We start from the raw sequence: 22091 nt of genomic DNA on the forward strand, positions 1-22091 counted from the left end.
TTACAATGGCGCAGAGTGCAGAACACGTGCTCGATCATCTCGAACTGTTCCGCGGTCCAGAATACCAGCAGATGCTGGCCACCAAGAAAATATTCGAGAATCCCCGCGATCCCGCCGAGGTCGAACGTATCAAGGAATGGACGAAAACACCGGAATACCGCGAGAAGAATTTTGCGCGGGAGGCACTGGCGGTAAATCCGGCCAAGGCCTGCCAGCCGCTTGGCGCCGTATTCGCCTCGGTTGGCTTTGAGGGCACGCTGCCATTCGTTCACGGCTCGCAAGGCTGCGTGGCCTATTACCGCAGCCATCTGTCGCGGCACTTCAAGGAGCCGAGCTCCTGCGTCTCTTCGTCGATGACGGAAGACGCTGCTGTATTTGGCGGCCTGAACAACATGATCGACGGCCTCGCCAACAGCTACAACATGTACAAACCCAAGATGATTGCGGTCTCCACGACCTGCATGGCTGAGGTGATCGGCGATGACCTCAACGCCTTCATCAAGACGTCGAAGGAGAAAGGCTCGGTTCCGGCGGAGTTCGATGTGCCGTTCGCGCACACACCAGCGTTCGTCGGCAGCCACGTCACCGGCTATGACAACGCGCTCAAGGGCATTCTGGAGCATTTTTGGGACGGCAAGGCCGGAACCGTGCCAAAGCTAGAGCGCAAGCCAAACGAGGCAATCAACATCATTGGCGGGTTCGATGGCTACACCGTTGGAAACCTTCGCGAGATCAAGCGCATCATGGCATTGATGGGCATCCAACACACGATACTGGCCGATAATTCTGAAGTCTTCGATACCCCGACAGATGGCGAGTTCCGCATGTATGACGGCGGCACCACGTTGGAAGACGCGGCCAACGCGGTTCACGCCAAGGCGACAATCTCCATGCAGCAGTGGTGTACGGAAAAAACGCTGCCGTTTGTATCCGAGCATGGTCAGCACGTCGTGTCTTTCAATTACCCGGTGGGCGTATCCGCAACGGATGACTTTCTCGTGGCATTATCACGCATCAGCGGCAAGGAGATCCCGGAGCAACTCGCGCGAGAGCGTGGCCGCTTGGTTGATGCCATCGCCGACTCCAGCGCGCATATCCATGGCAAGAAGTTTGCGATCTACGGCGATCCAGATCTCTGCTATGGGTTGGCCGCCTTTCTGCTCGAACTTGGCGCCGAGCCGACCCATGTGCTGTCGACCAACGGCAATAAGGCGTGGCAGGAAAAAATGCAGGCGCTGTTTGCAAGCTCACCGTTCGGGCAGAGCTGCCAGTCCTATCCGGGCCGGGACCTCTGGCATATGCGCTCGCTCTTGTTCACCGAACCGGTCGACCTTCTGATTGGCAACACCTATGGCAAGTATCTCGAGCGTGACACCGGAACGCCACTGATCCGCATCGGCTTTCCGGTTTTTGATCGGCATCACCATCACCGCTCCCCTGTTTGGGGTTATCAGGGCGGCCTGAATGTGCTGGTGAAGATCCTCGACAAGATCTTCGACGAAATCGACAAGAAGACCAATGTTCTTGGCAAAACTGACTACAGCTTCGACATCATTCGTTGATGACGAACAGTGCGCGTGCCATCGCCGAAAACACTCGACGATGGCACAGGCGCACGATGGATGACCTCGCAATTGGCTTCGGCTGAGAGGAAAAACGGATGAATTCGCTAGCGGCCACGGTCCAGAATATTTTTGACGAGCCCGGCTGCGCCAGGAATGGCAGTAAGTCGGAGGCTGAGCGCAAGAAGGGCTGCACTAAGCAGCTGCAGCCGGGCAGTGCTGCGGGCGGCTGTGCCTTCGACGGCGCCAAGATTGCGCTGCAGCCGTTTACCGACGTCGCTCACCTGGTGCATGGTCCGATCGCGTGTGAAGGCAACTCCTGGGACAATCGCGGCGCCGTGTCTTCCGGCTCGAATCTGTGGCGCACCGCATTCACAACCGACATGAACGAAACCGATATCGTATTTGGAGGCGAGAAGCGACTTTGTAAAGCGATCAAGGAAATCGTGGACAAGCGCGACCCGCCCGCCATCTTCGTCTATCAGACCTGCATCCCGGCGATGATCGGTGACGACATCGACGCCGTCTGTAAGGCGGCATCCAAAAGGTTCGGCAAGCCGGTGATCCCGATCAACTCCCCGGGGTTCGTTGGTTCCAAGAACCTCGGTAACAAGCTCGCCGGCGAGGCCCTGCTCGACCATGTAATCGGAACGCGGGAGCCGGACTGCACCACGCCGTACGATATCAACCTGATCGGAGAATACAATCTCTCGGGAGAGCTCTGGCAAGTGAAGCCGTTGCTAGATGAGCTCGGAATCCGGATTCTCTCCTGCATCTCGGGCGATGGCAAATATGGCGAGGTCGCTTCATCCCATCGCGCGCGGGCGGCGATGTTGGTGTGCTCAAAGGCCATGATCAACGTCGCACGCAAGATGGAGGAACGCTACGGGATCCCGTTCTTCGAAGGGTCGTTCTACGGTATCCAGGATTCAAGCGATTCGCTGCGTCAGATTGCCCGCTTGTTGGTTGAACGCGGCGCACCGAAGGATCTGCTCGGGCGCACCGAAGCGGTGATCGCGCGCGAGCAAGCGCGGGCCTGGGCCGCGATCGAGCCATACCAGCCACGTTTGAAAGGCAAGAAGGCTTTGTTGATTACCGGCGGCGTCAAGTCGTGGTCGGTCGTCGCCGCACTGCAGGAAGCCGGGCTCGAATTGGTCGGAACCAGTGTGAAGAAGTCGACAAAGGAGGACAAGCAACGCATCAGGGAGCTTGTGGGGCAAGATGCCCGCATGATCGAGGATATGACGCCGGGGGAAATGGACAAGATGTTGAAGGACGCAAAAGCGGACATCATGCTATCGGGCGGCAAATCGCAGTTCGTCGCGCTGAAAGCGGCGGTGCCCTGGCTTGATATCAACCAGGAGCGTTGCCACGCCTATATGGGCTATGTCGGTGTGGTCAAACTAGTGGAGGAGATCGATAAGTCGCTCTCCAATCCGATGTGGGAGCAGCTACGTCGGCCGGCGCCATGGGAGGCCTTGGCCCGGGCGAAGGTACAGATGCAATCGCCGGTGGCGGGGATTGCCCGCGATCCGGCGCTCGCCGAAACGGCGCGGCGCGCGAGGAAGATCTGCTTCTGTAACACGGTCGATCTCGGCACGATCGAGGATGCGATCTACGGGCATGATCTGAGGACCGTCGAGGCAGTCAGAGAGTACACTAATGCGGTCGGCGGTTGCTGCAAGAGACGTATCGAGGGGATCTTGGTGTCCTCGCCATCTGCCATGCTACAGGCCACAGAATAGGAGGCGTCATGGCCATCGTCACGGCGCCGACAAAAGCCTGTGCGGTCAACCCGCTGAAGATGAGCCAGCCGATCGGCGGCGCATTCGCCTTCATGGGGCTGCGTGAGGCGATGCCGCTTCTGCACGGCTCGCAAGGGTGCACTTCCTTCGGGCTCACGCTCTTTGTGCGGCATTTCAGGGAGGCCGTACCGCTGCAGACCACCGCGATGAGCGAGGTCTCGACCGTGCTCGGCGGCTACGAGAATCTCGAGCAGGCGATACTGAATATCTACAACCGCGCCAAGCCAAAGATCATCGGGATCTGCTCGACCGGTGTCACCGAGACCAATGGCGACGATGTGGACGCCTACCTCAAGCTCATCCGGGACAAGCATCCGCAACTCGCGAAATTGGCGCTGGTCTATGTCTCGACGCCCGATTTCAAGGGTGCGTTCCAGGACGGCTGGGAGAAGGCTGTGGCGCGCATCGTGGAGTTGTTGGTGGAGCGGCCCCACGTCAATGGCCTTCGCGATCCCTCGCGAGTGAATGTTCTTCCAGGATGTCACCTCACGCCGGGTGATGTTGACGAACTCCGTGTCATTCTGGAGGATTTTGGGTTGCGGCCGTCCTTCCTGCCTGATCTGGCGGGATCGCTCGATGGGCATATCCCCGATGAGTTTACGGCAACGACCATCGGCGGCATCGGCGTCGACGAAATTGCGAGCATGGGCCGCGCCGGGTGGACGATAGCAATCGGCGGGCAGATGCGGCGCGCGGCAGAGGCCATGCAGGCCAAGAGTGGCGTGCCATTTCGCCTCTTCGAGCGGCTGTGCGGCCTCGGTCCGAACGACGAATTCATGACGTTTTTAAGCGAGATCAGCGGTCGGCCCGTACCATTGAAATATCGGCGCCAGCGCGGCCAGCTCACCGACGCGATGCTGGACACACACTTCCATATTGGCGGTCGCAGACTCGCGATCGCCGCAGAGCCGGATCTCTTATTTGATCTCTCCAGTATGCTGCACGACATGGGTGCGCAGGTGTGCGCGGCCGTAACGACCACGCCGTCGCAGGTGATCGAGCGGATCAAAACCAAGCAGGTGCTAATTGGCGATCTTGGAGATCTGGAAGAGCTTGCCAGAACCAAGCATTGCGACTTGCTGATCACGCATTCGCACGGCAGGCAAGCGGCGGCTCGGCTGAAAATCCCGTTCTATCGTGTGGGGTTTCCGATGTTCGATCGACTTGGCGCAGGACACCAATTATCCGTCGGTTATCGTGGTACGCGCGATTTGATCTTCGACATCGCCAATCTCGTGATCGCGGACCGCGAGGGGAACCATCAGCCTACACCGGACAGATGGCGGGCTGCGGCCGCACCGCCACCGAAATCCGGGCACCGCAGCTCCATCGGTGCAGCCGAGAGGTCCATTGCATGAAGGTCGCATTCGCCACTCAAGACCTAAGACGCGTCGATGCCCATTTTGGTTGGGCAAAGAATATCGCTATCTACGATGTCGCGCCAAGCGGGCACGTGTTTCTCAAAGCGGTTGAGTTTGAGGGCGATCTCAAGGAAGACGGCAACGACGACAAGTTGGCGCCGAAGATCGAGGCGATTAAGGATTGCGCAATCCTTTACGTCGCCGCTATTGGCGGTGCCGGCGCTGCGCGGGTGGTCGCCAACAAGATCCACCCTATCAAGGTGAACAAGCCAGAAGACATCCTAGTGCTGCTCGAAAAGCTCGAGCGTGTCCTGAAGGGAACTCCACCTCCCTGGCTACGCAAGGTCATGGCGAGGGACCAACGGCGCACTTTCGAGTTCGACGAATGAGATGATATGACCGCAGAAATAGAGCAGGGCAGTGCCGTCGATTTGCCGTTCCTCAGGGAGCTAGTCCAGATTTGTCGCGCCGAGGATACCAACGGAGCCTGGGAGGCCAAGAGCGATCTCGAACTGCTCGAACCCTATATCCTGGACAAGGAGAAGCGGCGCGCATTGCCGATTGTCGGCGATCCTGATCCCGATACGCTGTGGCGGCTGGAGCTGTTCTTCAATGCGGTCGCACTCTCGATCGAACGGGTCACCGGCGTGATGATCCAGCCGATCCTGAAGATGCATCATGAAGGCTTTGGCCGCATGGTGCTGATCGGAGGCCGGTTGATCGCCGTGAACAAGCAACTGCGCGATGTGCATCGCTTCGGCTTCGATAACCTCGCAAAGCTCGCGCAGGAGGGTGACAAATATGTCAGGGACGGGGTCGACCTGATCCGGAAATTTCCAGATGTGGCGAATTACTGAGGGCACTCATGAGCGATCGTGAAACACTGAAGGCAGAACTGAAGAAGCTGTCGAGCAAAGCGCTGCAAGCCAAAATGGATCTGCACGACCTTTCGGAAGAATTGCCCATCAACTGGACCTCGATCATGGCTGTGGCGCAGAAGGCGCACGATGCTTTTGCCGAACTCGAGCGCAAGAGCCATGATTTAAAGTCGCTGGAAAATACCTAGAGAGGCCCTACTTATGTCATTTGCAACGCGCGATGGCCGCGACTGGACGCCAGACTATCTGATCTCAATCGATGCCAAGAAGTGCATCGGCTGTGGGCGCTGTTTCAAGGTGTGCGGCCGCGATGTCATGACGTTGAAAGGAATCAACGAGGAAGGCGAACTTGTCGACCTCGGCGATGACGAGGACGATGAGATCGAAAAGAAGATCATGGTTCTGAGTGATCAGGGCGCCTGCATCGGCTGCGGCGCCTGCGCCAGGGTTTGCCCGGCCAACTGCCAGACTCACGTTTCAGCCACAGCTGAAGCAGCCTGACCGACCGGCCGGGTCCCTCTCGCGGCAGACGCGAAATGTGGGAGGGGATGGACCCATTGTTGATCACGTGAACCCGCAACGGAGATTTTGCCCACGCGCTCTGATGGCCTCGTTTGTCAAGACGGAGCGAGCGGAGACGTCGCGGCTAATCCTGCTTAATCGGCAAGGCAAGCACATAGCACGGCACCGTCAAGTTAACGAATTAGAGCGGCCGAGGGGGCAGACAACGGGCATGCCGACCATCCGGGACCCTCTTTATCGCCGCCATCGCTTCCCACCGGAAGTGATCAGTGATGCCGTTTGGTTGTATTTCCGGTTTCCCTCAAGCTTGCGCATGGTCGAGGAAATGCTGGCGGCGCGCATTGGCGTGACCTATGAGACCGGGCGCCAGTGGGGACGGAAATTCGGCAAGGCGTTCTCCGGTCGGATACGCCAGCGCGCTCCCGCTCGCGGTGACAAATGGCATCTGGACGAAGTCGCTATCTCGATCGCGGGCGAGCAACATTGGCTCTGGCGCGCTGTCGACCAGAATGGCTTCGTTCTCGACGTCTTGATCTTGCCGAAGAGCGAGCGGATCATCGAGCGTTTCAAAATCGTCCCATCACGCTCAACGGTTTCTGTCAGTTCACGATCAGGTCGCGAACCTTTTCCACGTCCCCTATCCCGGAGCCGTTACTGCCGACCTTTGCGACTTGGCGCGACATCTCCATGACAAGCGCTATCGCCGAACCTCGAACCTTTGAGAAGCGCCTCCTTCAGCTCGAAGGTCGCGAACCAGCGTCCTGGGCCTATAGGCACCCCGTTCCTGACGCGCCCGCTTCGCGGCGAAGCGCTCAAGCCCGCCGGATGAGGGACTGCCTAGCTTTGCACTTGACGTGACCCTTCGGTCCACTTGACTTGCCCCCGCAAGCGACGGGGTTCGCGCTCGTCGCGGTATGGACCAAGCGGATCCGGATTCAGCTTCAGGAAGCTATCGTCTACCTTGACGCCGAAGCCGTCTGGGCGTCTTGCCGTCGGGAAAGTTCTCGGCCGCATGCGCCATCCAACACAGCGAGATGTCGGAGAGGCGGGCTTCGTTTTCCGGAAAGCTACCGCCGACATCGGAGTGGTTTCCGGCGAACCACACCTGCTGCAGCCAATCCGGATGCTTGAAATATCGCGCAAGGGCTGCCCCGCACATTCAGCGCGAGAGCAGGCCTTTGTCGGGCACTTGCTTTGCCGGTTGTCGGCATTGAGACTCAATGCCAGAAACCTGACACTACGCGCCGCTACAAAGTGCCTGCTGAGCCTGCGAATTCACTTTGGCACGCGATTTGCTCTGTTCACGGCATCATCACCAATCGCAGTGCGATGGTCTTCGGGACGGACACGGCGCGCGTCGCTGTTCACGTCTGGTCCGTTCCGACGGCTTGCTCTGGCAATGACTTGGCGCGCAGTTGTGGACCGAGAAAATGCAGGGAAGCGTTGGATGCGATCTAGAGTTCTTCTTTGGGAGCCACAACAAATGCGCTCGTCGCGAGCGGTGCAACCAAAGCGGCAGACCTTGAGCCAGGAGTGAAACTGCCACCGGCGGTGTGGGACTGGTCCGGAGGCTACATTGGCGGACACGTCGGTGGCGGTACGGTCGAACCTCCTTCACCAATCCTTACGGTCAGTCGATCTATGGCGATGCCGACAGGTTCGATGTCACCCGGCGGCACAACCCGTACCTGTCGTTCGGCTAGGGCCGCATTTCTGCATGGGCGCTGCGCTGGCGCGCCTGGAATTGCGATGCGCCTTTACCGCGCTGTTCGTGCGGCTGGAGGATCTGGCGCTGACCATCGCCGCGGAGGAGTCGTCGACATGCCGTCTTGCGTCATTCGCTGCCCGCAGCGCCTGCCGGTCACTTGCCGCCCTTCCATCGCTTAGAGAGTGAAGTGCCACCATGCCCGAACAACCCTTGCCGACGCTGCCGATGTGGCGCGTCGATCACATCGAGCCCTCGCCTGAGATGTTGGCGCTGCGCGCCAACGGTCCGCTCCACCGCGTGCGCTTCCCGTCCGGGCACGAAGGCTGGTGGGTGACGGGCTACGACGAGGCCAAGGCGGTGCTGTCCGACGCGGCGTTCCGGCCCGCGGGAATGCCGCCGGCGGCATTCACCCCGGATTCGGTGGTTCTCGGTTCGCCGGGGTGGCTGGTCTCGCACGAGGGGGCCGAGCATGCCCGGTTGCGCACGATCGTGGCGCCGGCCTTCAGCGACCACAGGGTGAAGCGGCTCGCGCGGCAGGTCGAGGCGATCGCCGCGCAGTTGTTCGAGACGCTGGCGGCCCAGCCCCAGCCCGCCGACCTGCGGCGCCACCTCTGCTTTCCGCTTCCGGCCATGGTCATCAGCGCGCTGATGGGCGTGCTCTACGAGGATCACGCCTTTTTCGCCGGGCTGTCCGACGAGGTGATGACTCACCAGCATGAAAGCGGCCCGCGCAGCGCGTCACGCCTGGCCTGGGAAGAGCTGCGCGCCTACATTGGCTGCAAGATGCAGGACAAGCGCCAGGATCCGGGCGACAACCTGCTGACGGATTTGCTCGCGGCGGTCGACCAGGGCAAGGCGACCGAGGAAGAGGCGATCGGCCTGGCGGCGGGCATGCTGGTGGCAGGTCACGAGAGCACCGTCGCGCAGATCGAATTCGGCCTGCTGGCCATGCTCCGGCATCCGCAACAGCGCGAACGCCTGGTCGCCGATCCATCCCTGGTGGACAGGGCGGTGGAGGAAATTCTGCGCATGTACCCGCCGGGCGCGGGCTGGGACGGCATCATGCGCTATCCAAGGACCGACGTGACCATCGCGGGCGTGCATATTCCCGCGGAGAGCAAGGTGCTGGTCGGCCTGCCGGCGACCTCGTTCGATCCGCGCCATTTCGACGACCCGGAAATCTTCGACATCGGACGCGATGGACAGCCGCACCTGGCGTTCTCCTACGGGCCGCACCATTGCACCGGCGTGGCGCTGGCCAGGCTCGAACTCAAGGTGGTGTTCGGTTCGATCTTCCAGCGCTTTCCCGCGCTGCGCCTGGCCGTGGCGCCCGAAGAACTGAAGTTGCGCAAGGAGATCATCACTGGCGGGTTCGAGGAGTTCCCGGTGCACTGGTGATGCGCGGACGTCGCCGGGATCGCGATCTTCTCCGCAATTTGCAATTTGCCGATGCGCCTGGCGTGCGCCGGTCAGATCAGCCAGCCAACAGGTAACCAAGATGGACATGCAGGAAACCACGGCAGCATGCCGGGACGCCTTCGCCGAACTGGCGTCGCCAGCGTGCGTCCACGACCCATATCCGTTCATGCGGTGGTTGCGCGAGCACGATCCGGTGCATCGCGCGGCATCGGGCCTCTTTCTGTTGAGCCGCCACGCCGACATCTGCTGGGCGCTCCAGGCCACGGGCGATGCGCTTCGGGGGCCGGCGCCGGCCGAACTGGCGCGCTATTTCCCACGTGTGGCGACCAGCCTGTCGCTCAATCTGCTGGCGTCCACGCTAGCGATGAAGGATCCACCGACGCATACGCGTCTGCGCCGGCTGATCTCGCGCGATTTCACCATGGGCCAGATCGACAACCTGCGGCCGAGCATCGCGCGCATCGTCGCAGCGCGCTTGGACGGCATGGCGCCCGCGCTGGAGCGCGGGGAGGCGGTGGACCTGCATCGGGAATTCGCGCTGGCCTTGCCCATGTTGGTCTTCGCCGAACTGTTCGGCATGCCCCCGGACGACATGTTCGGGCTCGCCGCCGGCATCGGCGCCATTCTGGAAGGCCTGCGCCCGCACGCCAGCGATCCCCAACTCGCCGCGGCGGACGCGGCCAGCGCCAGGGTGCTGGCCTACTTCGGCGACCTCATACCGCGCAAGCGCACCGATCCCCGCCACGACATCGTGTCGATGCTGGTCGGCGCACACGACGACGATGCCGACACGCTGTCGGATGCGGAGTTGATCGGCATGCTGTGGGGCATGCTGCTGGGCGGCTTCGCCACCACTGCTGCGACCATCGACCATGCGGTCCTGGCGATGCTGGCGTATCCCGAACAGCGGCACTGGCTGCAGGGAGACGCCGTGGGGGTGAAGGCATTCGTCGAAGAAGTCCTGCGCTGCGACGCGCCCGTTATGTTCAGCTCCATTCCGCGTATCGCCCAGCGCGACATCGAACTGCGCGGCGCGGTGATCCCGAAGAACGCGGACGTGCGCGTGCTGGTCGCGGCTGGCAATCGCGACCCGGACGCCTTCGCCGATCCCGACCGCTTCGATCCCGCGCGGTTTTACGGCACCAGTCCTGGCATGTCGACCGGCGGAAAGATCATGCTGAGCTTCGGCCACGGCATCCACTTCTGCCTCGGTGCGCAACTGGCCCGGGTGCAGTTGGCCGAGAGCCTGCCGCGGATCCAGACGCGCTTCCCTACGCTGGCATTGGCCGAGCAGCCGGCCCGGGAGCCCTCCGCGTTCCTTAGGACGTTCCGCGCGCTGCCGGTGCGGCTGCATGCGCAGGGGGGCTGAGATGCGCGTCGTGGTCGACCAGGATCTGTGCGGAACCACCGGGCAGTGCGTGCTGTCGCTGCCGGGCACCTTTCGCCAGCGCGAACCGGACGGCGTGGCCGAAGTGTGCGTGGCGACGGTCCCGCAGGCGCTGCACGCCGCCGTGCGGCTCGCGGCCAGCCAGTGCCCGGTCGCCGCCATTCGGGTCATCGAAAGCGACGCTGGCGATGACGAGCGCGCCAGCGCCGACCCTGCGCCTTCTCCGGCGGAGGCCGAGCGGCATGCCGCGAAAGACCAACGCAATCCAGGAGGACACCATGGGACGGTTTGAAGGCAAGGTGGCGGTGGTGACCGGCGCCGGCGCCGGCATCGGCAAGGCATGCGCCCTCGCCATCGCGCGCGAGGGTGGCAGAGTGGTGGTGGCCGACATTGATGGCTCGGCGGCCATGGCCTGCGCCGCGCAGATCGCGGCCGAAGCGGGCCACGCGCTGGCCCTGGCCATCGACATCGCCGATGCGCAGGCGGTGACAGCGCTGTTCGAGACGGCGGAGCGGCAACTCGGTGGGGTCGACCTGCTGGTGAACAACGCGAGCGCCATGCACCTGACCCCGCGCGACCGCGCGATCCTCGACCTGGACCTGGCGGTCTGGGATCAGACCATGGCGACCAATCTGCGCGGCACGCTGCTCTGCTGCCGGCAGGCCATCCCACGGATGATTGCCCGCGGCGGTGGCGCGATCGTCAACATGTCGTCGTGCCAGGGGCTTAGCGCTGACACCGCGCACACGTCCTACGCCGCGTCGAAGGCGGCGATGAACATGTTGTCGGCCTCGCTCGCCACCCAGTACGGTCATGCGCAGATCCGCTGCAACGCGGTTGCGCCCGGTCTCATCATGACCGAGCGTCTCCTCGCCAAGCTGGACGAGGGCATGCAACGGCATCTGCGCCGGCACCAGCTCCTGCCGCGCGTCGGCCGCCCCGAGGACGTGGCCGCGCTGGTGGCGTTCCTGCTCTCCGACGATGCTGCGTTCATCACCGGCCAGGTCGTGTGCATCGACGGCGGCATGCTGGCGCATGTGCCGACATACGCCGACGGTGGCAACAGCCGCGCCGCGCGGCCTGCCGGCGACACCGCCGAAGCGGCCGCGGCGCCGCGTTCCTGATGGACATGCTGCTCAACCCGCTGGACCGTCGGCACCGGCTGCGGCACGACATCCCGGTGCTGCCCGGCGCTTTCCCCCTGGTCGGGCATCTTCCCGCCATCGTCTGCGACCTGCCGCGCCTGCTGCGGCGCGCGGAACGGACGCTGGGCAGCTACTTCTGGCTGAATTTCGGCCCTGTCGGACACCAGATGACCTGCATGGATCCGGATGCGTTCGCATTGCTCCGGCACAAGGACGTGTCCTCGGCGCTGATCGAAGAGATCGCGCCCGAATTGCTTGGCGGAACGATGGTCGCCCAGGACGGTGGCGCGCACCGGCAGGCGCGCGATGCGATCAAGGCGGCGTTCCTGCCCAAGGGGCTGACCGAGGCCGGCATCGGCAACCTGTTCGCGCCCGTCATCCGGGCGCGGGTGCAGGCGTGGCGCGACCGCGGCGACGTAACCATCCTGCGCGAAACCGGCGATCTGACGCTCAAGCTCATCTTCAGCCTCATGGGAATCCCCGCGCAGGACCTGCCGGGATGGCATCGCAAGTACCGGCAACTGCTGCAGTTGATCGTCGCGCCCCGGGTCGACCTGCCCGGACTGCCCTTGCGGCGCGGCCGCGCCGCCCGCAACTGGATCGACGCGCAGTTGCGCCAGTTCGTCCGCGACGCGCGCGCGCATGCCGCGCGCGCCGGGTTGATCAACGACATGGTGAGCGCCTTCGATCGCAGCGACGATGCGCTCTCCGATGACGTCCTAGTCGCCAATATCCGCTTGCTGCTGCTTGGCGGTCACGACACCACCGCCTCGACGATGGCCTGGATGGTGATCGAGCTGGCGCGGCAGCCTGTGCTGTGGGACGCCCTGGTCGAGGAGGCGCAACGCGTGGGCGCGGTGCCGACCCGGCACGCGGACCTGGCGCAGTGTCCGGTCGCCGAGGCGCTGTTCCGCGAGACGCTGCGGGTGCATCCGGCGACCACGCTCCTGCCGCGTCGCGCGCTGCAGGAATTGCAACTCGGCCAACGGCGCATTCCCGCGGGCACCCATCTGTGCATCCCGCTGGTGCATTTCTCGACCTCGGCGCTGCTGCACGAGGCGCCTGATCAGTTCCGCCTGGCGCGGTGGCTGCAACGCACGGAGCCGATCCGTCCGGTGGACATGCTGCAGTTCGGTACCGGCCCACACGTCTGCATTGGCTACCACCTGGTATGGCTGGAACTGGTGCAGTTCTGCATCGCCTTGGCGCTGACCATGCACAAGGCCGGGGTGCGGCCGCGGTTGCTGAGCGACGTCGAAAAAGGCCGGCGCTATTACCCGACCGCACATCCGTCCATGACAATCCGCATCGGATTCTCATGAGTGGCATCGCATGCCCCGTGTGGCGAGGCAACGGCGCCGGCGACGCGCGGCATTGCTGCACTCGGCGCGCGCGCTCGGTGCGACGCCGGCAACACCGCGGCGGCTCGCCGCTCGCCGTGGCCGTCTCCTGTCAGGTACAAGGACATGAACAACATGCAGACCTGTTCCACGCTACACGACGACCGAACTGGCGTTCCCGCGCTCGGCGGATTGGGCGCGCAGGCGCGCGGCGCATCCGGCAGGCTGCTGCCGGAGATCTGGATGCAGGACGGCGCAAAGCGGGTCGAACAGGCGCTGGCGCGTCTTCTCTGCGCCGAAGACGACGGTGAGACCGAGCTGATGGCGGCGATGCGCTATGCCACCTTGTATGGCGGGAAGCGCACCCGCGCCTTGCTCTGTCTGGCTGCCGGCGCACTGGCCGACACGCCGGCGCACATGCTCGACGACGTCGGCGCCGCCATCGAGATGATGCACGCCTGTACCCTGGTCCACGACGACCTGCCCGCGATGGACGACGACGTGCTTCGCCGCGGCCTTCCGACCGTGCACGTCAAGTTCGGCGAAGCCACTGCGATCCTGGTCGGCGATGCGCTGCAGGCGCACGCCTTCCTGACCCTGGCGAGCCTGGATGCGCCGGGCGACAACCGTATCGTGCTCGTGCGCGAACTGGCGCAGGCGGTGTCAGCCAAGGGTGCCGCAGGCGGGCAGGCCATCGATCTGTCGCTGGTTGGAAAGCACGTCGAGCTGGACAGGATCGTGGCGATGCACCGGATGAAGAGCGGAGCGCTAGTGCGCGCGTCCGTTCGCATGGGCGCGCTATGCGCCATCGCGGAGGATGCCACGCACGCTGCGCTGTACTGTGCGCTCGATCGCTACAGCGCCTGTTTCGGCCTGGCGTTGCAGGTGGTCGACGACATTCTCGACGCGACAGCGGATACCGCGACGCTGGGCAAGACCCCCGGCAAGGACGCGGCGGCGCAGAAGCCGACCTGCGCGTCGATCATGGGGCTGCAGGCAGCGCGCCAGTTCGTGCTGGATCTGTTGCGCGACGCCGGGGAGGCCATCGCCCCGCTGGGGCCGCGTGCGGAACGGTTGGCGCAGATCCTGCAGCGGGCCAACGCGTATTTGTTCAAGCACGCGCCATGCGCATGAGCGCGCCCGTTCGCATGGAGTCGCCCCTGTGCCGCTGCGATCGGCCGGCGGCAGCGGTGCATGCTGCACTGTGTCCGAGTCCGCGGCGCCAGCATCGGGGCGTGTCGCCGCGCCGGAGCAGGGCGGCCGTCCGGCGCTGCCCATGCGCCGGGCCGCGACGGGCCCGCGGCGACGTGCGCGGCGTCTGCCCGATCCTGGTTCTCGTCAACCGTCTGCAGAAAGAACATCCCGCGTGAACGCGCTGTGCGAACAGATCCTTTCCGAATTGCGCCACCTGCTGAGCGAGATGAGCGATGGCGGCAGCGTCGGTCCGTCCGTCTACGACACGGCGCGAGCTCTGCAATTCCACGGCAACGTCACCGGTCGGCAGGACGCATACGCGTGGCTCATCGCGCAGCAACAGGCCGATGGCGGATGGGGAAGCACGGACTTCCCGCTGTTCCGCCATGCGCCCACGTGGGCGGCGTTGCTGGCATTGCAGCGTGCCGATCCTCTTCCCGGCGCTGCCGACGCAGTCCAGGCTGCAACCCGGTTCCTCCAGCGCCAGCCCGATCCGTACCTGCATGCGGTGCCGGAAGACGCGCCGATCGGCGCGGAGCTGATCCTGCCGCAGTTTTGCGGCGAGGCCGCATCCTTGCTGGGCGGCGTGGCGTTTCCGCGCCACCCGGCGCTGTTGCCGTTGCGGCAAGCGTGCCTGGTCAAGCTGGGGGCGGTGGCGATGTTGCCGAGCGGCCATCCGTTGCTGCACTCCTGGGAAGCCTGGGGGACGTCGCCGACCACCGCATGCCCGGATGACGACGGCAGCATCGGCATCAGTCCGGCGGCCACCGCCGCGTGGCGTGCGCACGCCGTGACACAGGGGAGCACGCCGCAGGTCGGGCGCGCCGACGCGTATCTGCAGGCGGCATCGCGGGCGACGCGCAGCGGCATCGAAGGTGTCGTTCCCAACGTCTGGCCGATCAATGTGTTCGAGCCATGCTGGTCGCTGTACACCCTGCATCTGGCCGGGCTGTTCGCGCATCCCGCGCTCGCCGAGGCGGTACGCGTGATCGTCGCGCAGCTCGATGCCCGCCTGGGCGTGCGCGGTCTGGGCCCGGCCTTGCCCTTCGCGGCCGATGCGGACGACACCGCCGTTGCGTTGTGCGTCCTGCGCCTTGCAGGCCGCGACCCGGCGGTCGATGCGTTGCGCCATTTCGAAATCGGCGAGCTGTTCGTCACCTTCCCCGGCGAACGCAATGCCTCGGTGTCGACCAACATCCATGCCCTGCATGCGTTGCGACTGTTGGGAAAGCCCGCCGCCGGCACCAGCGCCTACGTCGAGGCCAATCGCAACCCGCACGGTCTATGGGACAACGAAAAATGGCACGTTTCGTGGCTGTATCCCACCGCGCATGCGGTCGCTGCGCTGGCGCAAGGCAAGCCCCAGTGGCGCGACGAGCGCGCGCTGGCGGCGCTGCTGCAGGCGCAGCGCGACGACGGCGGCTGGGGCGCCGGTCGCGCGTCCACATTCGAGGAAACCGCCTATGCGCTGTTCGCGTTGCACGTGATGGACGGGAGCGAAGAGCCGACAGGGCGCCGGCGCATCGCGCAGGCGGTGGCGCGTGCGCTGGAGTGGATGCTCGCCCGCCATGCGGCGCATGCATTGCCGCAGACGCCGCTGTGGATCGGCAAGGAACTGTATTGCCCCACCCGGGTCGTGCGCGTGGCCGAACTCGCCGGGTTGTGGCTGGCGCTTCGTTGGGGGCGGCGCGTCCTGGCCAAGGGAGCGGGAGCGGCGCCATGATCCAGACCGAACGCGCGCTGCAGCAGGTGCTGGAGTGGGGGCGTTCCCTGACCGGGTTCGCCGACGAGCATGCCGTGGAAGCGGTCAGGGGCGGCCAGTACATCCTGCAGCGCATCCACCCGAGCCTGCGCGACACCAGCGCCCGCACCGGCCGCGATCCGCAGGACGAAACGCTGATCGTGGCGTTCTATCGCGAACTGGCGCTGCTGTTCTGGCTCGACGATTGCAACGACCTTGGCCTGATCGCGCCTGAGCAGCTCGCCGCGGTGGAGCAGGCGCTGGGGCAGGGCGTGCCGTGCGCGCTCCCCGGATTCGAGGGCTGCGCTGTGCTGCGCGCTTCGTTGGCCGCGCTCGCCTACGATCGTCGCGACTATGCTCAGCTTCTCGACGATACCCGGTGCTACTGCGCGGCGCTGCGCGCCGGACACGCGCAGGCGGCAGGGGCGGAACGCTGGTCCTACGCCGAGTACCTGCACAACGGAATCGATTCGATCGCCTACGCGAACGTGTTCTGTTGCCTGTCGTTGCTGTGGGGGCTGGACATGGCGACCTTGCGCGCGCGTCCGGCGTTTCGCCAGGTCCTGCGGCTCATCTCTGCGATAGGGCGCCTGCAGAACGATCTGCATGGACGCGACAAGGACAGGTCGGCCGGCGAGGCCGACAACGCGGCGATCCTGCTGCTGCAGCGCTATCCGGCTATGCCTGTGGTGGAGTTCCTCAACGACGAGCTGGCCGGCCATACGCGCATGCTGCACCGGGTGATGGCGGAAGAACGCTTTCCCGCACCGTGGGGACCGTTGATCGAGGCCATGGCGGCCATCCGCGCGCAGTACTACCAGACCTCGACCAGCCGCTACCGCAGCGACGCTGCGGGGGGAGGCCAGCGTGCGCCGGTCTGAACGCGCGGGAGGCGGCGGCGTGCGCGCTGCCGTCGGTCCGATCCGACGCAACGCCGTCGCCCGATGCGACCGATGGAACGAGCATGAGCGACACCGCCCTGAGCCGGCGCAAGCACGACCATCTGGACCTCGTGCTGGATCGGCGAACGGCGCCGGCCACGGTCGCCGCCGGCTGGGAGTACATCCGGTTCGAACACTGCGCATGGCCCGAGTTGGACCTGACGCAGATCGACCTGAGCGCCTCGCTGCTGGGCAAGACCATGCGCGCGCCGCTGCTGATCAGCTCCATGACCGGCGGCATGCCACGCGCCGAGGCCATCAACCGGCATCTGAGCGAGGCAGCGCAAGCCTTGGGGATCGCCATGTGCGTCGGTTCGCAGCGCGTGAGCCCGCAATCCCGCAATTCCCAGGGCCGACGCGCGCGCTGCGCCGCCTGGCTCCAGACATTCCCTTGCTGGCCGATATCGGCGCCGCACAACTTCGCGAGGCCGACGGCCTGGACCTGACGCGCCGGGCGGTGGATGCGCTGGAGGCCGATGGGCTCATCGTCCATCTCAATCCGCTGCAGGAACTGCCGCACCCGCGGGTTCAGCCCGAAATAGCTCACCAGCTTCTGCGGGCTGTAGAACCGGGTGCTGTCGCCGATCGCCGCCATGATCCCTTCGGCAACCGCCAGATTCACGCCAGTGATCGTCATCAATCTGTTGACCCGCGGAATCCTCGATTGCGTCCTGCGGCATCTCTCGGTCGAGCAGGGCCAGATCTTCCGCAAGCCGATCAAGCCCACGCTCGTGCCGATCGACGGCTGCCCGCTCATCATCGGGCAACTGTTGAGCGGCCAACCACGCCCGGCCGCGGGCGTTGAAAAGATCGGCATGCGGGCACTTCGGAATCAGGTGCGCGTGCACGATCGAATGCACTTTGTTCTTGAGCCGCATGCGATGCCGCACGACCTGGTAGCGCCGCGCCACCAGCCTGCGTTCGGTCTCCGCGTCCGGCGTCCAGATCTGCGGCAGGTACCTCGCCCCCTGCAAAGTGGCGAGCGTGCCGGCATCGATCTTGTCGGTCTTGACGTGAGCCTGGGCGATCGCCTTCACCTGCAGTGGATTGGCGATAATCACCCGCGCCACGAATGGCGCCAGAACCTCGCAGTACCGCCATGCTGTTGCCGGTCGCCTCAAGCACCACCTCATCACTAGCCGGCAGGGTCTTGCCAAACCCCTCCGGCGCAGTCCGCGTCATGTCAATGCGGCTCGCATGTCGGAGCTTGCCGTCCTCCCAAAACATCACCTCCCCGAAGCTTCGGTGGACGTCGATGCCGATCACACGTCGCATTCGCACCTCCTATGACACATGACGGGAGCCGCGGGCGACACGACAACTACGGAGTCGCGCTCTCGGCGCAAGCGGGCGAGTCGCAGAGGCGGCCAGCTTCTAACTCGAGCTCTCGGCTCGTCGTGTGCATCGGCCTGCCCGCACTTCGTGCTCCCGGTGCCTCTGTCCCGATGGTCGCATCGTACGCCACGAGGTAGAACACCGCAGCGGAACGTTGGCCACCGAGACATCTCATACCGGTTACCAATCCGATCGAGCGCCTCAACGGCGAGATCAAGCGGAGGACCGAGATCGTCGTGCACGCGCCGCCGGTGTTCGATATACGGGTGCGTAAAGTATGTCTGTTCGAACCTGCGGCGTGTCTCAATAGCGGGAGCGGTCTGATGAGAGGGCGGTGGTACAGAGCCTGAGCCGTTAAGCGGCCGGTTCCCTGATGGATCGACCGTCGGCAATATCACGCACTATCCGCCTACAGATTGCAGCTCAATGAACAGCGCGTGGATGTGAGGCGCGCGGATAGCCTGGTCGTCGCGTGGGAGTGCGGACAGATGCTTTGCGCCTGTGCGTCAGGCTATGGTCAGCTAGGCTGCATATCCTCGTCGGCAGAGCTTGCGCGGCACGAGCTCGACAGCGTGAAAATCTGCCGTTAGGAGAGCGATCTGATGTATGGCAGAATCGTTGGCTCATCCAGCCAGTCAACAGGTGCCGGCCAAGCCGATGAATCGGGAGAGGCCGGAGATAGCCCTCGCTTTTCGGAAACAGTTGCAAGCATCGCGTCAAGCGGGTCGTCGCCGGCGCCATATTCTCTCGCGTCCGATCCGCCTATTATAGAGATCGACCGATCTTCCTTCATGGAAGGACTGGAGAGATTTTTGGGCAGCGACATCAGGCACATCGCCAGTCACCCAGAAGAGTACTCGGACCGCGTGTCCGAGAAAGCCCGGCGCGCAGCAACGGTTGCTGGAAGCTCCCTCTCCACTTACGATGATCCAAGCAAGCCAGCAAAATTCTACAGCTATCAATTGGGTAACGAAACTGTCGGGCTTTTAAGGGCAGGTGGGCCGGCTCTAATCAAGGGGGAACAGTTTCAGCAACAATTTAAACGTAACGATATCACGTCCGTGGTTGACCTTCGGGTTACTCATCCGTTGGTCGAGAACGCGGGCGATATTCTGTTGGAGCATCAACTGCGACAGGACGGCGACCGTCCCTTGGTCTTGTCACGTCCTGCCTTGGAGGGCATGGAACCCCGTCTGGAAAAAATGGGTTTTGTCCACATGAGTCGTAATTATTGGGCGCTCGATCCTAACCAGCATCCCGAAGTGTGGACGAAGAACGAGAGCAACGAGTGGCAGCGAGTGGACAAACCTACGAAGTATCTTACTAAGGTCGAGGATAGTAACACCGGTTCTGAAGCAAGTGTCGAAAGTGCTGAAGCGAGTGAGGCCTCTTCAGGTGGTGATCCGTACGCCTACTTGGCGGAAGAACTCGAACGATTGGACATGGAGTAGAACAGCGCAATAAAGAGACCTGGCAGGAAATAACGGCTGTTTCGTGAATGGACGCGGCGCCGCGAAGGTCCTGGCGTTAAACGAGGGGGCGTACGTTAGCAGCGTGCGCCCCCATTCGCCTGCCCATCCTATTCGGAAAGTAATGATCTTCTGGCGCTTGTGGGGCCGTGCAGCTGGAATCGGTGCAACGAAGATCGAGTACGAATGCCCTCAATGGTGTAGCCAATGCAACGGCGCGTCATGATATGAGCAGGTTGGGGGCGGCATGCGCTCAAGGAAGTTTTGTATCAAACTATATGCCAAGGTGGACGATCGCGACACAATTCGCCGCGTCATTTGGTCTATTTGGCGCGAGTGGAAAGGCTGTGGCGATCTGTGAGCAACCACTGCGTTTGGTTCAGTAAGGTGTCGGAAAAGTTGTCGCGCGAAAGCTGCAGCTGCGCAAGTTCTGGCACTTCTACGGTTCTTGCATGTTTGATTGTCCCGCGAAATGAAGAACGTCCTGCAATAAACGAGCAATGGATGCAGTCAGACGCAATCTATGCGATTTGTGGCTTTAACGACATTCCAAGCCGCCGGGCCATGGGATTCCATCTTATAGTCGTCGATGCCGAGGGCAACCACCGGCCGTGGTCCATCGTTGTCGTGCGATGGGGTAAGAAGGTGTTTGGCTATGTCAATAAATGCCCGCACAACAGCGTCAATCTAGACTGGGAGCGGAACGAATTCCTGGATCCATACGGCGTCCGGCTGATGTGCGGCAAGCACGGATCGACCTTCGAACTCGGCACGGGGCAGTGCGTCGAAGGTCCATGTAAGGGGAGAGCGCTCACGCCGATCGCGTTGACAGTTCAGGATGGAGATATTTGTGTTGTCGGGATGCGTCTTGTCGAAGACGATGTGTCCCCAAACGAATGAGTCTGCGATCAGACCGGCCGATTTTCGTTGCGATTTTTCACGGGTTCCATCTTCTTCAGCCCGTCTTCGTACGAGATCTCGTCATAGGACAGCTCAAGATCGGACAGCTCGATATCGTTTGCCGCATCGAGCACGTAATCAAGCTTGCCGCCCGTATCAAGCTTCTTGATGTCGTCCTTGCTGACTCCGACCAGGTCCATCATCTCCTTCCAAACCGTGGATTCATCACACGGTAAGACGTGGAAGGTAACACCACCGAGCTTGATTCGGTATTTCGCCAGCAAATCTATGTTGTTGCAGAATATGAAATAGCGGCCGTTCGGGCTTAAGGCGCCGTCAAGGACGGCTGCGACGTCAGCCAGATACCCGAAGGAATGCAGATAGCCGGCCAGCACCGGAATAGTGGGTTCTCCGTCCTGCGCGATCGTCAAAACCTGCTCGATCGAATAGTCCGGCGGTCGTTTCTCATCTGCGACCTGGGTCTGGAATTTCAGTGCGACATCGCCGCGAAAGCCGAACCGGCCCGGCTTGGTGGTCCCGCCTTTGATCACGGCATTGAGCAGGCGGCCCTCCTTCTCAAGTCTGCCGAGTGCGGTGTTCTCGATTGCAGTCATTAAACTCGTCCTCGATCTAAGCTCCTCACCGACGCCTGGCCGGTGCGAGATGCGATGCAAATTGCTTGCCGTCGCATGCGCGGCGGCTTTCGGCGCAGTTGAGAAAAGTACAAGCGAAAGTTGGCCGCGATCGCCTCAAGCGGCCTTGTCAGAAGCCCGACACGAGTTCCAAAGCCAACAGGCGCGATCCGAAAAGGTAAACATCATCAAGCGCCTGCTCGCTGGCACATGACTTGCCCATTGGCAGGCAGACCTGGAGCAGATGAGGGATAAGCCATGATTGACCTGACGGATCGCGCAGTGAATGCGATCAGGAGCGCAATTTCATCGTCGACGCACCCGGCAAGCGGCCTGCGCATTATAGTCGAGGCTGGCGGCTGCAACGGGTTCAAATATAGGCTCGGTCTGGCCGAGGAGGCGAAGCCTGACGACACAGTGATCGAGTGCGGCGGCGTGAAGGTGTTTGTCGATGACAAGAGCCATGAACATCTGGTCGGCACCACCATCGATTTTGTGATGGCGCTGGAGAGCCCGGGTTTCACCTTTCACAATCCGAACGCCACCTCAAGCTGCTCGTGCGGCAAATCATTCAGCTGATAAAGAGGAGAAATCAAAGCATGCTGGCCGAACCAGAACCAACTGAGGCAGTTGCCGGTCACGGCGACCGGCTGAGAGCTCCCCATTGGCACCGTGATCGAGGGGATCCGCCCCAATCTGCAACGCGACGGCGGCGACTGTCCGCTGATCGGGGTCGATGGCTGCATGGTCAG

General features: G+C 63.1%; 20 protein-coding genes and 5 pseudogenes. 21 read left to right on the forward strand and 4 right to left on the reverse strand.

The window, feature by feature from the left end:
- Positions 1-5: 5 nt before the first annotated feature.
- From nifK to AAFG13_RS35175, 8 genes and pseudogenes are all read left to right on the forward strand, one after another.
- On the forward strand, positions 6-1562 hold the full coding sequence (gene nifK, locus AAFG13_RS35140; RefSeq protein ID WP_342709657.1) for a nitrogenase molybdenum-iron protein subunit beta: 1557 nt from the start codon (positions 6-8) through the stop codon (positions 1560-1562).
- 98 nt (positions 1563-1660) lie between these two features.
- Complete coding sequence (nifE, locus tag AAFG13_RS35145; RefSeq protein ID WP_342709658.1) at positions 1661-3307, forward strand: nitrogenase iron-molybdenum cofactor biosynthesis protein NifE; 1647 nt, start codon at positions 1661-1663, stop codon at positions 3305-3307.
- Between the two features lie 8 nt (positions 3308-3315).
- Complete coding sequence (gene nifN, locus AAFG13_RS35150; RefSeq protein ID WP_342709659.1) at positions 3316-4725, forward strand: nitrogenase iron-molybdenum cofactor biosynthesis protein NifN; 1410 nt, start codon at positions 3316-3318, stop codon at positions 4723-4725.
- Positions 4722-5117, forward strand: a complete 396-nt coding sequence (nifX, locus tag AAFG13_RS35155; RefSeq protein ID WP_342709660.1) for a nitrogen fixation protein NifX — start codon at positions 4722-4724, stop codon at positions 5115-5117. The genes nifN and nifX overlap by 4 nt, the downstream gene beginning before the upstream one ends.
- A gap of 6 nt (positions 5118-5123) precedes the next feature.
- A complete protein-coding gene (locus AAFG13_RS35160; protein ID WP_342709661.1) occupies positions 5124-5585 on the forward strand; it encodes a NifX-associated nitrogen fixation protein in 462 nt (153 codons plus the stop codon).
- Between the two features lie 8 nt (positions 5586-5593).
- Positions 5594-5794, forward strand: coding sequence for a CCE_0567 family metalloprotein (locus AAFG13_RS35165; protein ID WP_342709662.1), 201 nt, complete (start codon positions 5594-5596; stop codon positions 5792-5794).
- A 13-nt stretch (positions 5795-5807) separates the two neighbouring features.
- Complete coding sequence (gene fdxB / locus AAFG13_RS35170) at positions 5808-6107, forward strand: ferredoxin III, nif-specific (RefSeq protein ID WP_342709663.1); 300 nt, start codon at positions 5808-5810, stop codon at positions 6105-6107.
- Between the two features lie 232 nt (positions 6108-6339).
- Positions 6340-6876, forward strand: a pseudogene (locus tag AAFG13_RS35175) (DDE-type integrase/transposase/recombinase); the annotation flags it as partial.
- 270 nt (positions 6877-7146) lie between these two features.
- Here AAFG13_RS35175 and AAFG13_RS35180 read toward each other — a convergent pair.
- Positions 7147-7251 (reverse strand): annotated as a pseudogene (locus AAFG13_RS35180) (DUF2235 domain-containing protein); the annotation flags it as partial.
- Between the two features lie 594 nt (positions 7252-7845).
- On the opposite strand from AAFG13_RS35180, the gene AAFG13_RS35185 reads away from it, so the two are divergent.
- From AAFG13_RS35185 to AAFG13_RS35230, 10 genes and pseudogenes are all read left to right on the forward strand, one after another.
- Positions 7846-8022, forward strand: coding sequence for a hypothetical protein (locus AAFG13_RS35185; protein ID WP_342709664.1), 177 nt, complete (start codon positions 7846-7848; stop codon positions 8020-8022).
- Between the two features lie 9 nt (positions 8023-8031).
- On the forward strand, positions 8032-9234 hold the full coding sequence (locus AAFG13_RS35190) for a cytochrome P450 (protein WP_342709665.1): 1203 nt from the start codon (positions 8032-8034) through the stop codon (positions 9232-9234).
- A gap of 100 nt (positions 9235-9334) precedes the next feature.
- Positions 9335-10624, forward strand: coding sequence for a cytochrome P450 (locus tag AAFG13_RS35195; RefSeq protein WP_342709666.1), 1290 nt, complete (start codon positions 9335-9337; stop codon positions 10622-10624).
- Position 10625: 1 nt separating this feature from the next.
- Positions 10626-10934, forward strand: a complete 309-nt coding sequence (locus AAFG13_RS35200; protein ID WP_342709667.1) for a ferredoxin — start codon at positions 10626-10628, stop codon at positions 10932-10934.
- Positions 10921-11766, forward strand: coding sequence for an SDR family oxidoreductase (locus AAFG13_RS35205; RefSeq protein ID WP_342709668.1), 846 nt, complete (start codon positions 10921-10923; stop codon positions 11764-11766). The genes AAFG13_RS35200 and AAFG13_RS35205 overlap by 14 nt, the downstream gene beginning before the upstream one ends.
- Positions 11766-13109: a cytochrome P450 gene (locus AAFG13_RS35210; protein WP_342709669.1), complete on the forward strand. Its 1344-nt coding sequence runs from the start codon at positions 11766-11768 to the stop codon at positions 13107-13109. Before AAFG13_RS35205 ends, AAFG13_RS35210 begins: the two co-directional genes overlap by 1 nt.
- A 144-nt stretch (positions 13110-13253) precedes the next feature.
- Entirely contained in the window at positions 13254-14261 is a 1008-nt protein-coding gene (locus AAFG13_RS35215) for a polyprenyl synthetase family protein (protein WP_342709670.1), read from the forward strand.
- 232 nt (positions 14262-14493) lie between these two features.
- Entirely contained in the window at positions 14494-16044 is a 1551-nt protein-coding gene (locus AAFG13_RS35220) for a hypothetical protein (RefSeq protein WP_342709671.1), read from the forward strand.
- On the forward strand, positions 16041-16943 hold the full coding sequence (locus tag AAFG13_RS35225; RefSeq protein WP_342709672.1) for a hypothetical protein: 903 nt from the start codon (positions 16041-16043) through the stop codon (positions 16941-16943). Before AAFG13_RS35220 ends, AAFG13_RS35225 begins: the two co-directional genes overlap by 4 nt.
- Before the next feature lie 83 nt (positions 16944-17026).
- A pseudogene (locus AAFG13_RS35230) lies at positions 17027-17514 on the forward strand (type 2 isopentenyl-diphosphate Delta-isomerase); the annotation flags it as partial.
- Between the two features lie 60 nt (positions 17515-17574).
- On the opposite strand, the pseudogene AAFG13_RS35235 reads toward AAFG13_RS35230, so the two are convergent.
- Positions 17575-17820, reverse strand: a pseudogene (locus tag AAFG13_RS35235) (hypothetical protein); the annotation flags it as partial.
- An 88-nt stretch (positions 17821-17908) separates the two neighbouring features.
- Positions 17909-18136: pseudogene (locus AAFG13_RS35240) on the reverse strand (hypothetical protein); the annotation flags it as partial.
- 804 nt (positions 18137-18940) lie between these two features.
- Here AAFG13_RS35240 and AAFG13_RS35245 point away from each other — a divergent pair.
- Entirely contained in the window at positions 18941-19789 is an 849-nt protein-coding gene (locus tag AAFG13_RS35245) for a host specificity protein (protein WP_342709673.1), read from the forward strand.
- Between the two features lie 522 nt (positions 19790-20311).
- Entirely contained in the window at positions 20312-20707 is a 396-nt protein-coding gene (locus AAFG13_RS35250) for a Rieske 2Fe-2S domain-containing protein (protein WP_342709674.1), read from the forward strand.
- 8 nt (positions 20708-20715) lie between these two features.
- On the opposite strand, the gene AAFG13_RS35255 is transcribed toward AAFG13_RS35250, so the two are convergent.
- Entirely contained in the window at positions 20716-21321 is a 606-nt protein-coding gene (locus tag AAFG13_RS35255; RefSeq protein ID WP_342709675.1) for a hypothetical protein, read from the reverse strand.
- 276 nt (positions 21322-21597) lie between these two features.
- Between AAFG13_RS35255 and AAFG13_RS35260 the strand changes: the two genes are divergently transcribed.
- The gene (locus AAFG13_RS35260) at positions 21598-21918 is read left to right on the forward strand and encodes an iron-sulfur cluster assembly accessory protein (protein ID WP_342709676.1); all 321 of its coding nucleotides are present in this window, start codon (positions 21598-21600) and stop codon (positions 21916-21918) included.
- The last annotated feature ends 173 nt before the right edge of the window (positions 21919-22091 follow it).

Origin of the sequence: Bradyrhizobium sp. B124 (assembly GCF_038967635.1) — a bacterium.
Lineage (GTDB): Bacteria > Pseudomonadota > Alphaproteobacteria > Rhizobiales > Xanthobacteraceae > Bradyrhizobium.

Coding starts and splice junctions, on each gene's coding strand:
- nifK (WP_342709657.1), top strand. CDS start 6: ATGGCGCAGAGTGCAGAACACGTGCTCGATCATCTCGAACTGTTCCGC.
- nifE (WP_342709658.1), top strand. CDS start 1,661: ATGAATTCGCTAGCGGCCACGGTCCAGAATATTTTTGACGAGCCCGGC.
- nifN (WP_342709659.1), top strand. CDS start 3,316: ATGGCCATCGTCACGGCGCCGACAAAAGCCTGTGCGGTCAACCCGCTG.
- nifX (WP_342709660.1), top strand. CDS start 4,722: ATGAAGGTCGCATTCGCCACTCAAGACCTAAGACGCGTCGATGCCCAT.
- AAFG13_RS35160 (WP_342709661.1), top strand. CDS start 5,124: ATGACCGCAGAAATAGAGCAGGGCAGTGCCGTCGATTTGCCGTTCCTC.
- AAFG13_RS35165 (WP_342709662.1), top strand. CDS start 5,594: ATGAGCGATCGTGAAACACTGAAGGCAGAACTGAAGAAGCTGTCGAGC.
- fdxB (WP_342709663.1), top strand. CDS start 5,808: ATGTCATTTGCAACGCGCGATGGCCGCGACTGGACGCCAGACTATCTG.
- AAFG13_RS35185 (WP_342709664.1), top strand. CDS start 7,846: ATGGGCGCTGCGCTGGCGCGCCTGGAATTGCGATGCGCCTTTACCGCG.
- AAFG13_RS35190 (WP_342709665.1), top strand. CDS start 8,032: ATGCCCGAACAACCCTTGCCGACGCTGCCGATGTGGCGCGTCGATCAC.
- AAFG13_RS35195 (WP_342709666.1), top strand. CDS start 9,335: ATGGACATGCAGGAAACCACGGCAGCATGCCGGGACGCCTTCGCCGAA.
- AAFG13_RS35200 (WP_342709667.1), top strand. CDS start 10,626: ATGCGCGTCGTGGTCGACCAGGATCTGTGCGGAACCACCGGGCAGTGC.
- AAFG13_RS35205 (WP_342709668.1), top strand. CDS start 10,921: ATGGGACGGTTTGAAGGCAAGGTGGCGGTGGTGACCGGCGCCGGCGCC.
- AAFG13_RS35210 (WP_342709669.1), top strand. CDS start 11,766: ATGGACATGCTGCTCAACCCGCTGGACCGTCGGCACCGGCTGCGGCAC.
- AAFG13_RS35215 (WP_342709670.1), top strand. CDS start 13,254: ATGAACAACATGCAGACCTGTTCCACGCTACACGACGACCGAACTGGC.
- AAFG13_RS35225 (WP_342709672.1), top strand. CDS start 16,041: ATGATCCAGACCGAACGCGCGCTGCAGCAGGTGCTGGAGTGGGGGCGT.
- AAFG13_RS35245 (WP_342709673.1), top strand. CDS start 18,941: ATGTATGGCAGAATCGTTGGCTCATCCAGCCAGTCAACAGGTGCCGGC.
- AAFG13_RS35250 (WP_342709674.1), top strand. CDS start 20,312: ATGCAGTCAGACGCAATCTATGCGATTTGTGGCTTTAACGACATTCCA.
- AAFG13_RS35255 (WP_342709675.1), bottom strand. CDS start 21,321: ATGACTGCAATCGAGAACACCGCACTCGGCAGACTTGAGAAGGAGGGC.
- AAFG13_RS35260 (WP_342709676.1), top strand. CDS start 21,598: ATGATTGACCTGACGGATCGCGCAGTGAATGCGATCAGGAGCGCAATT.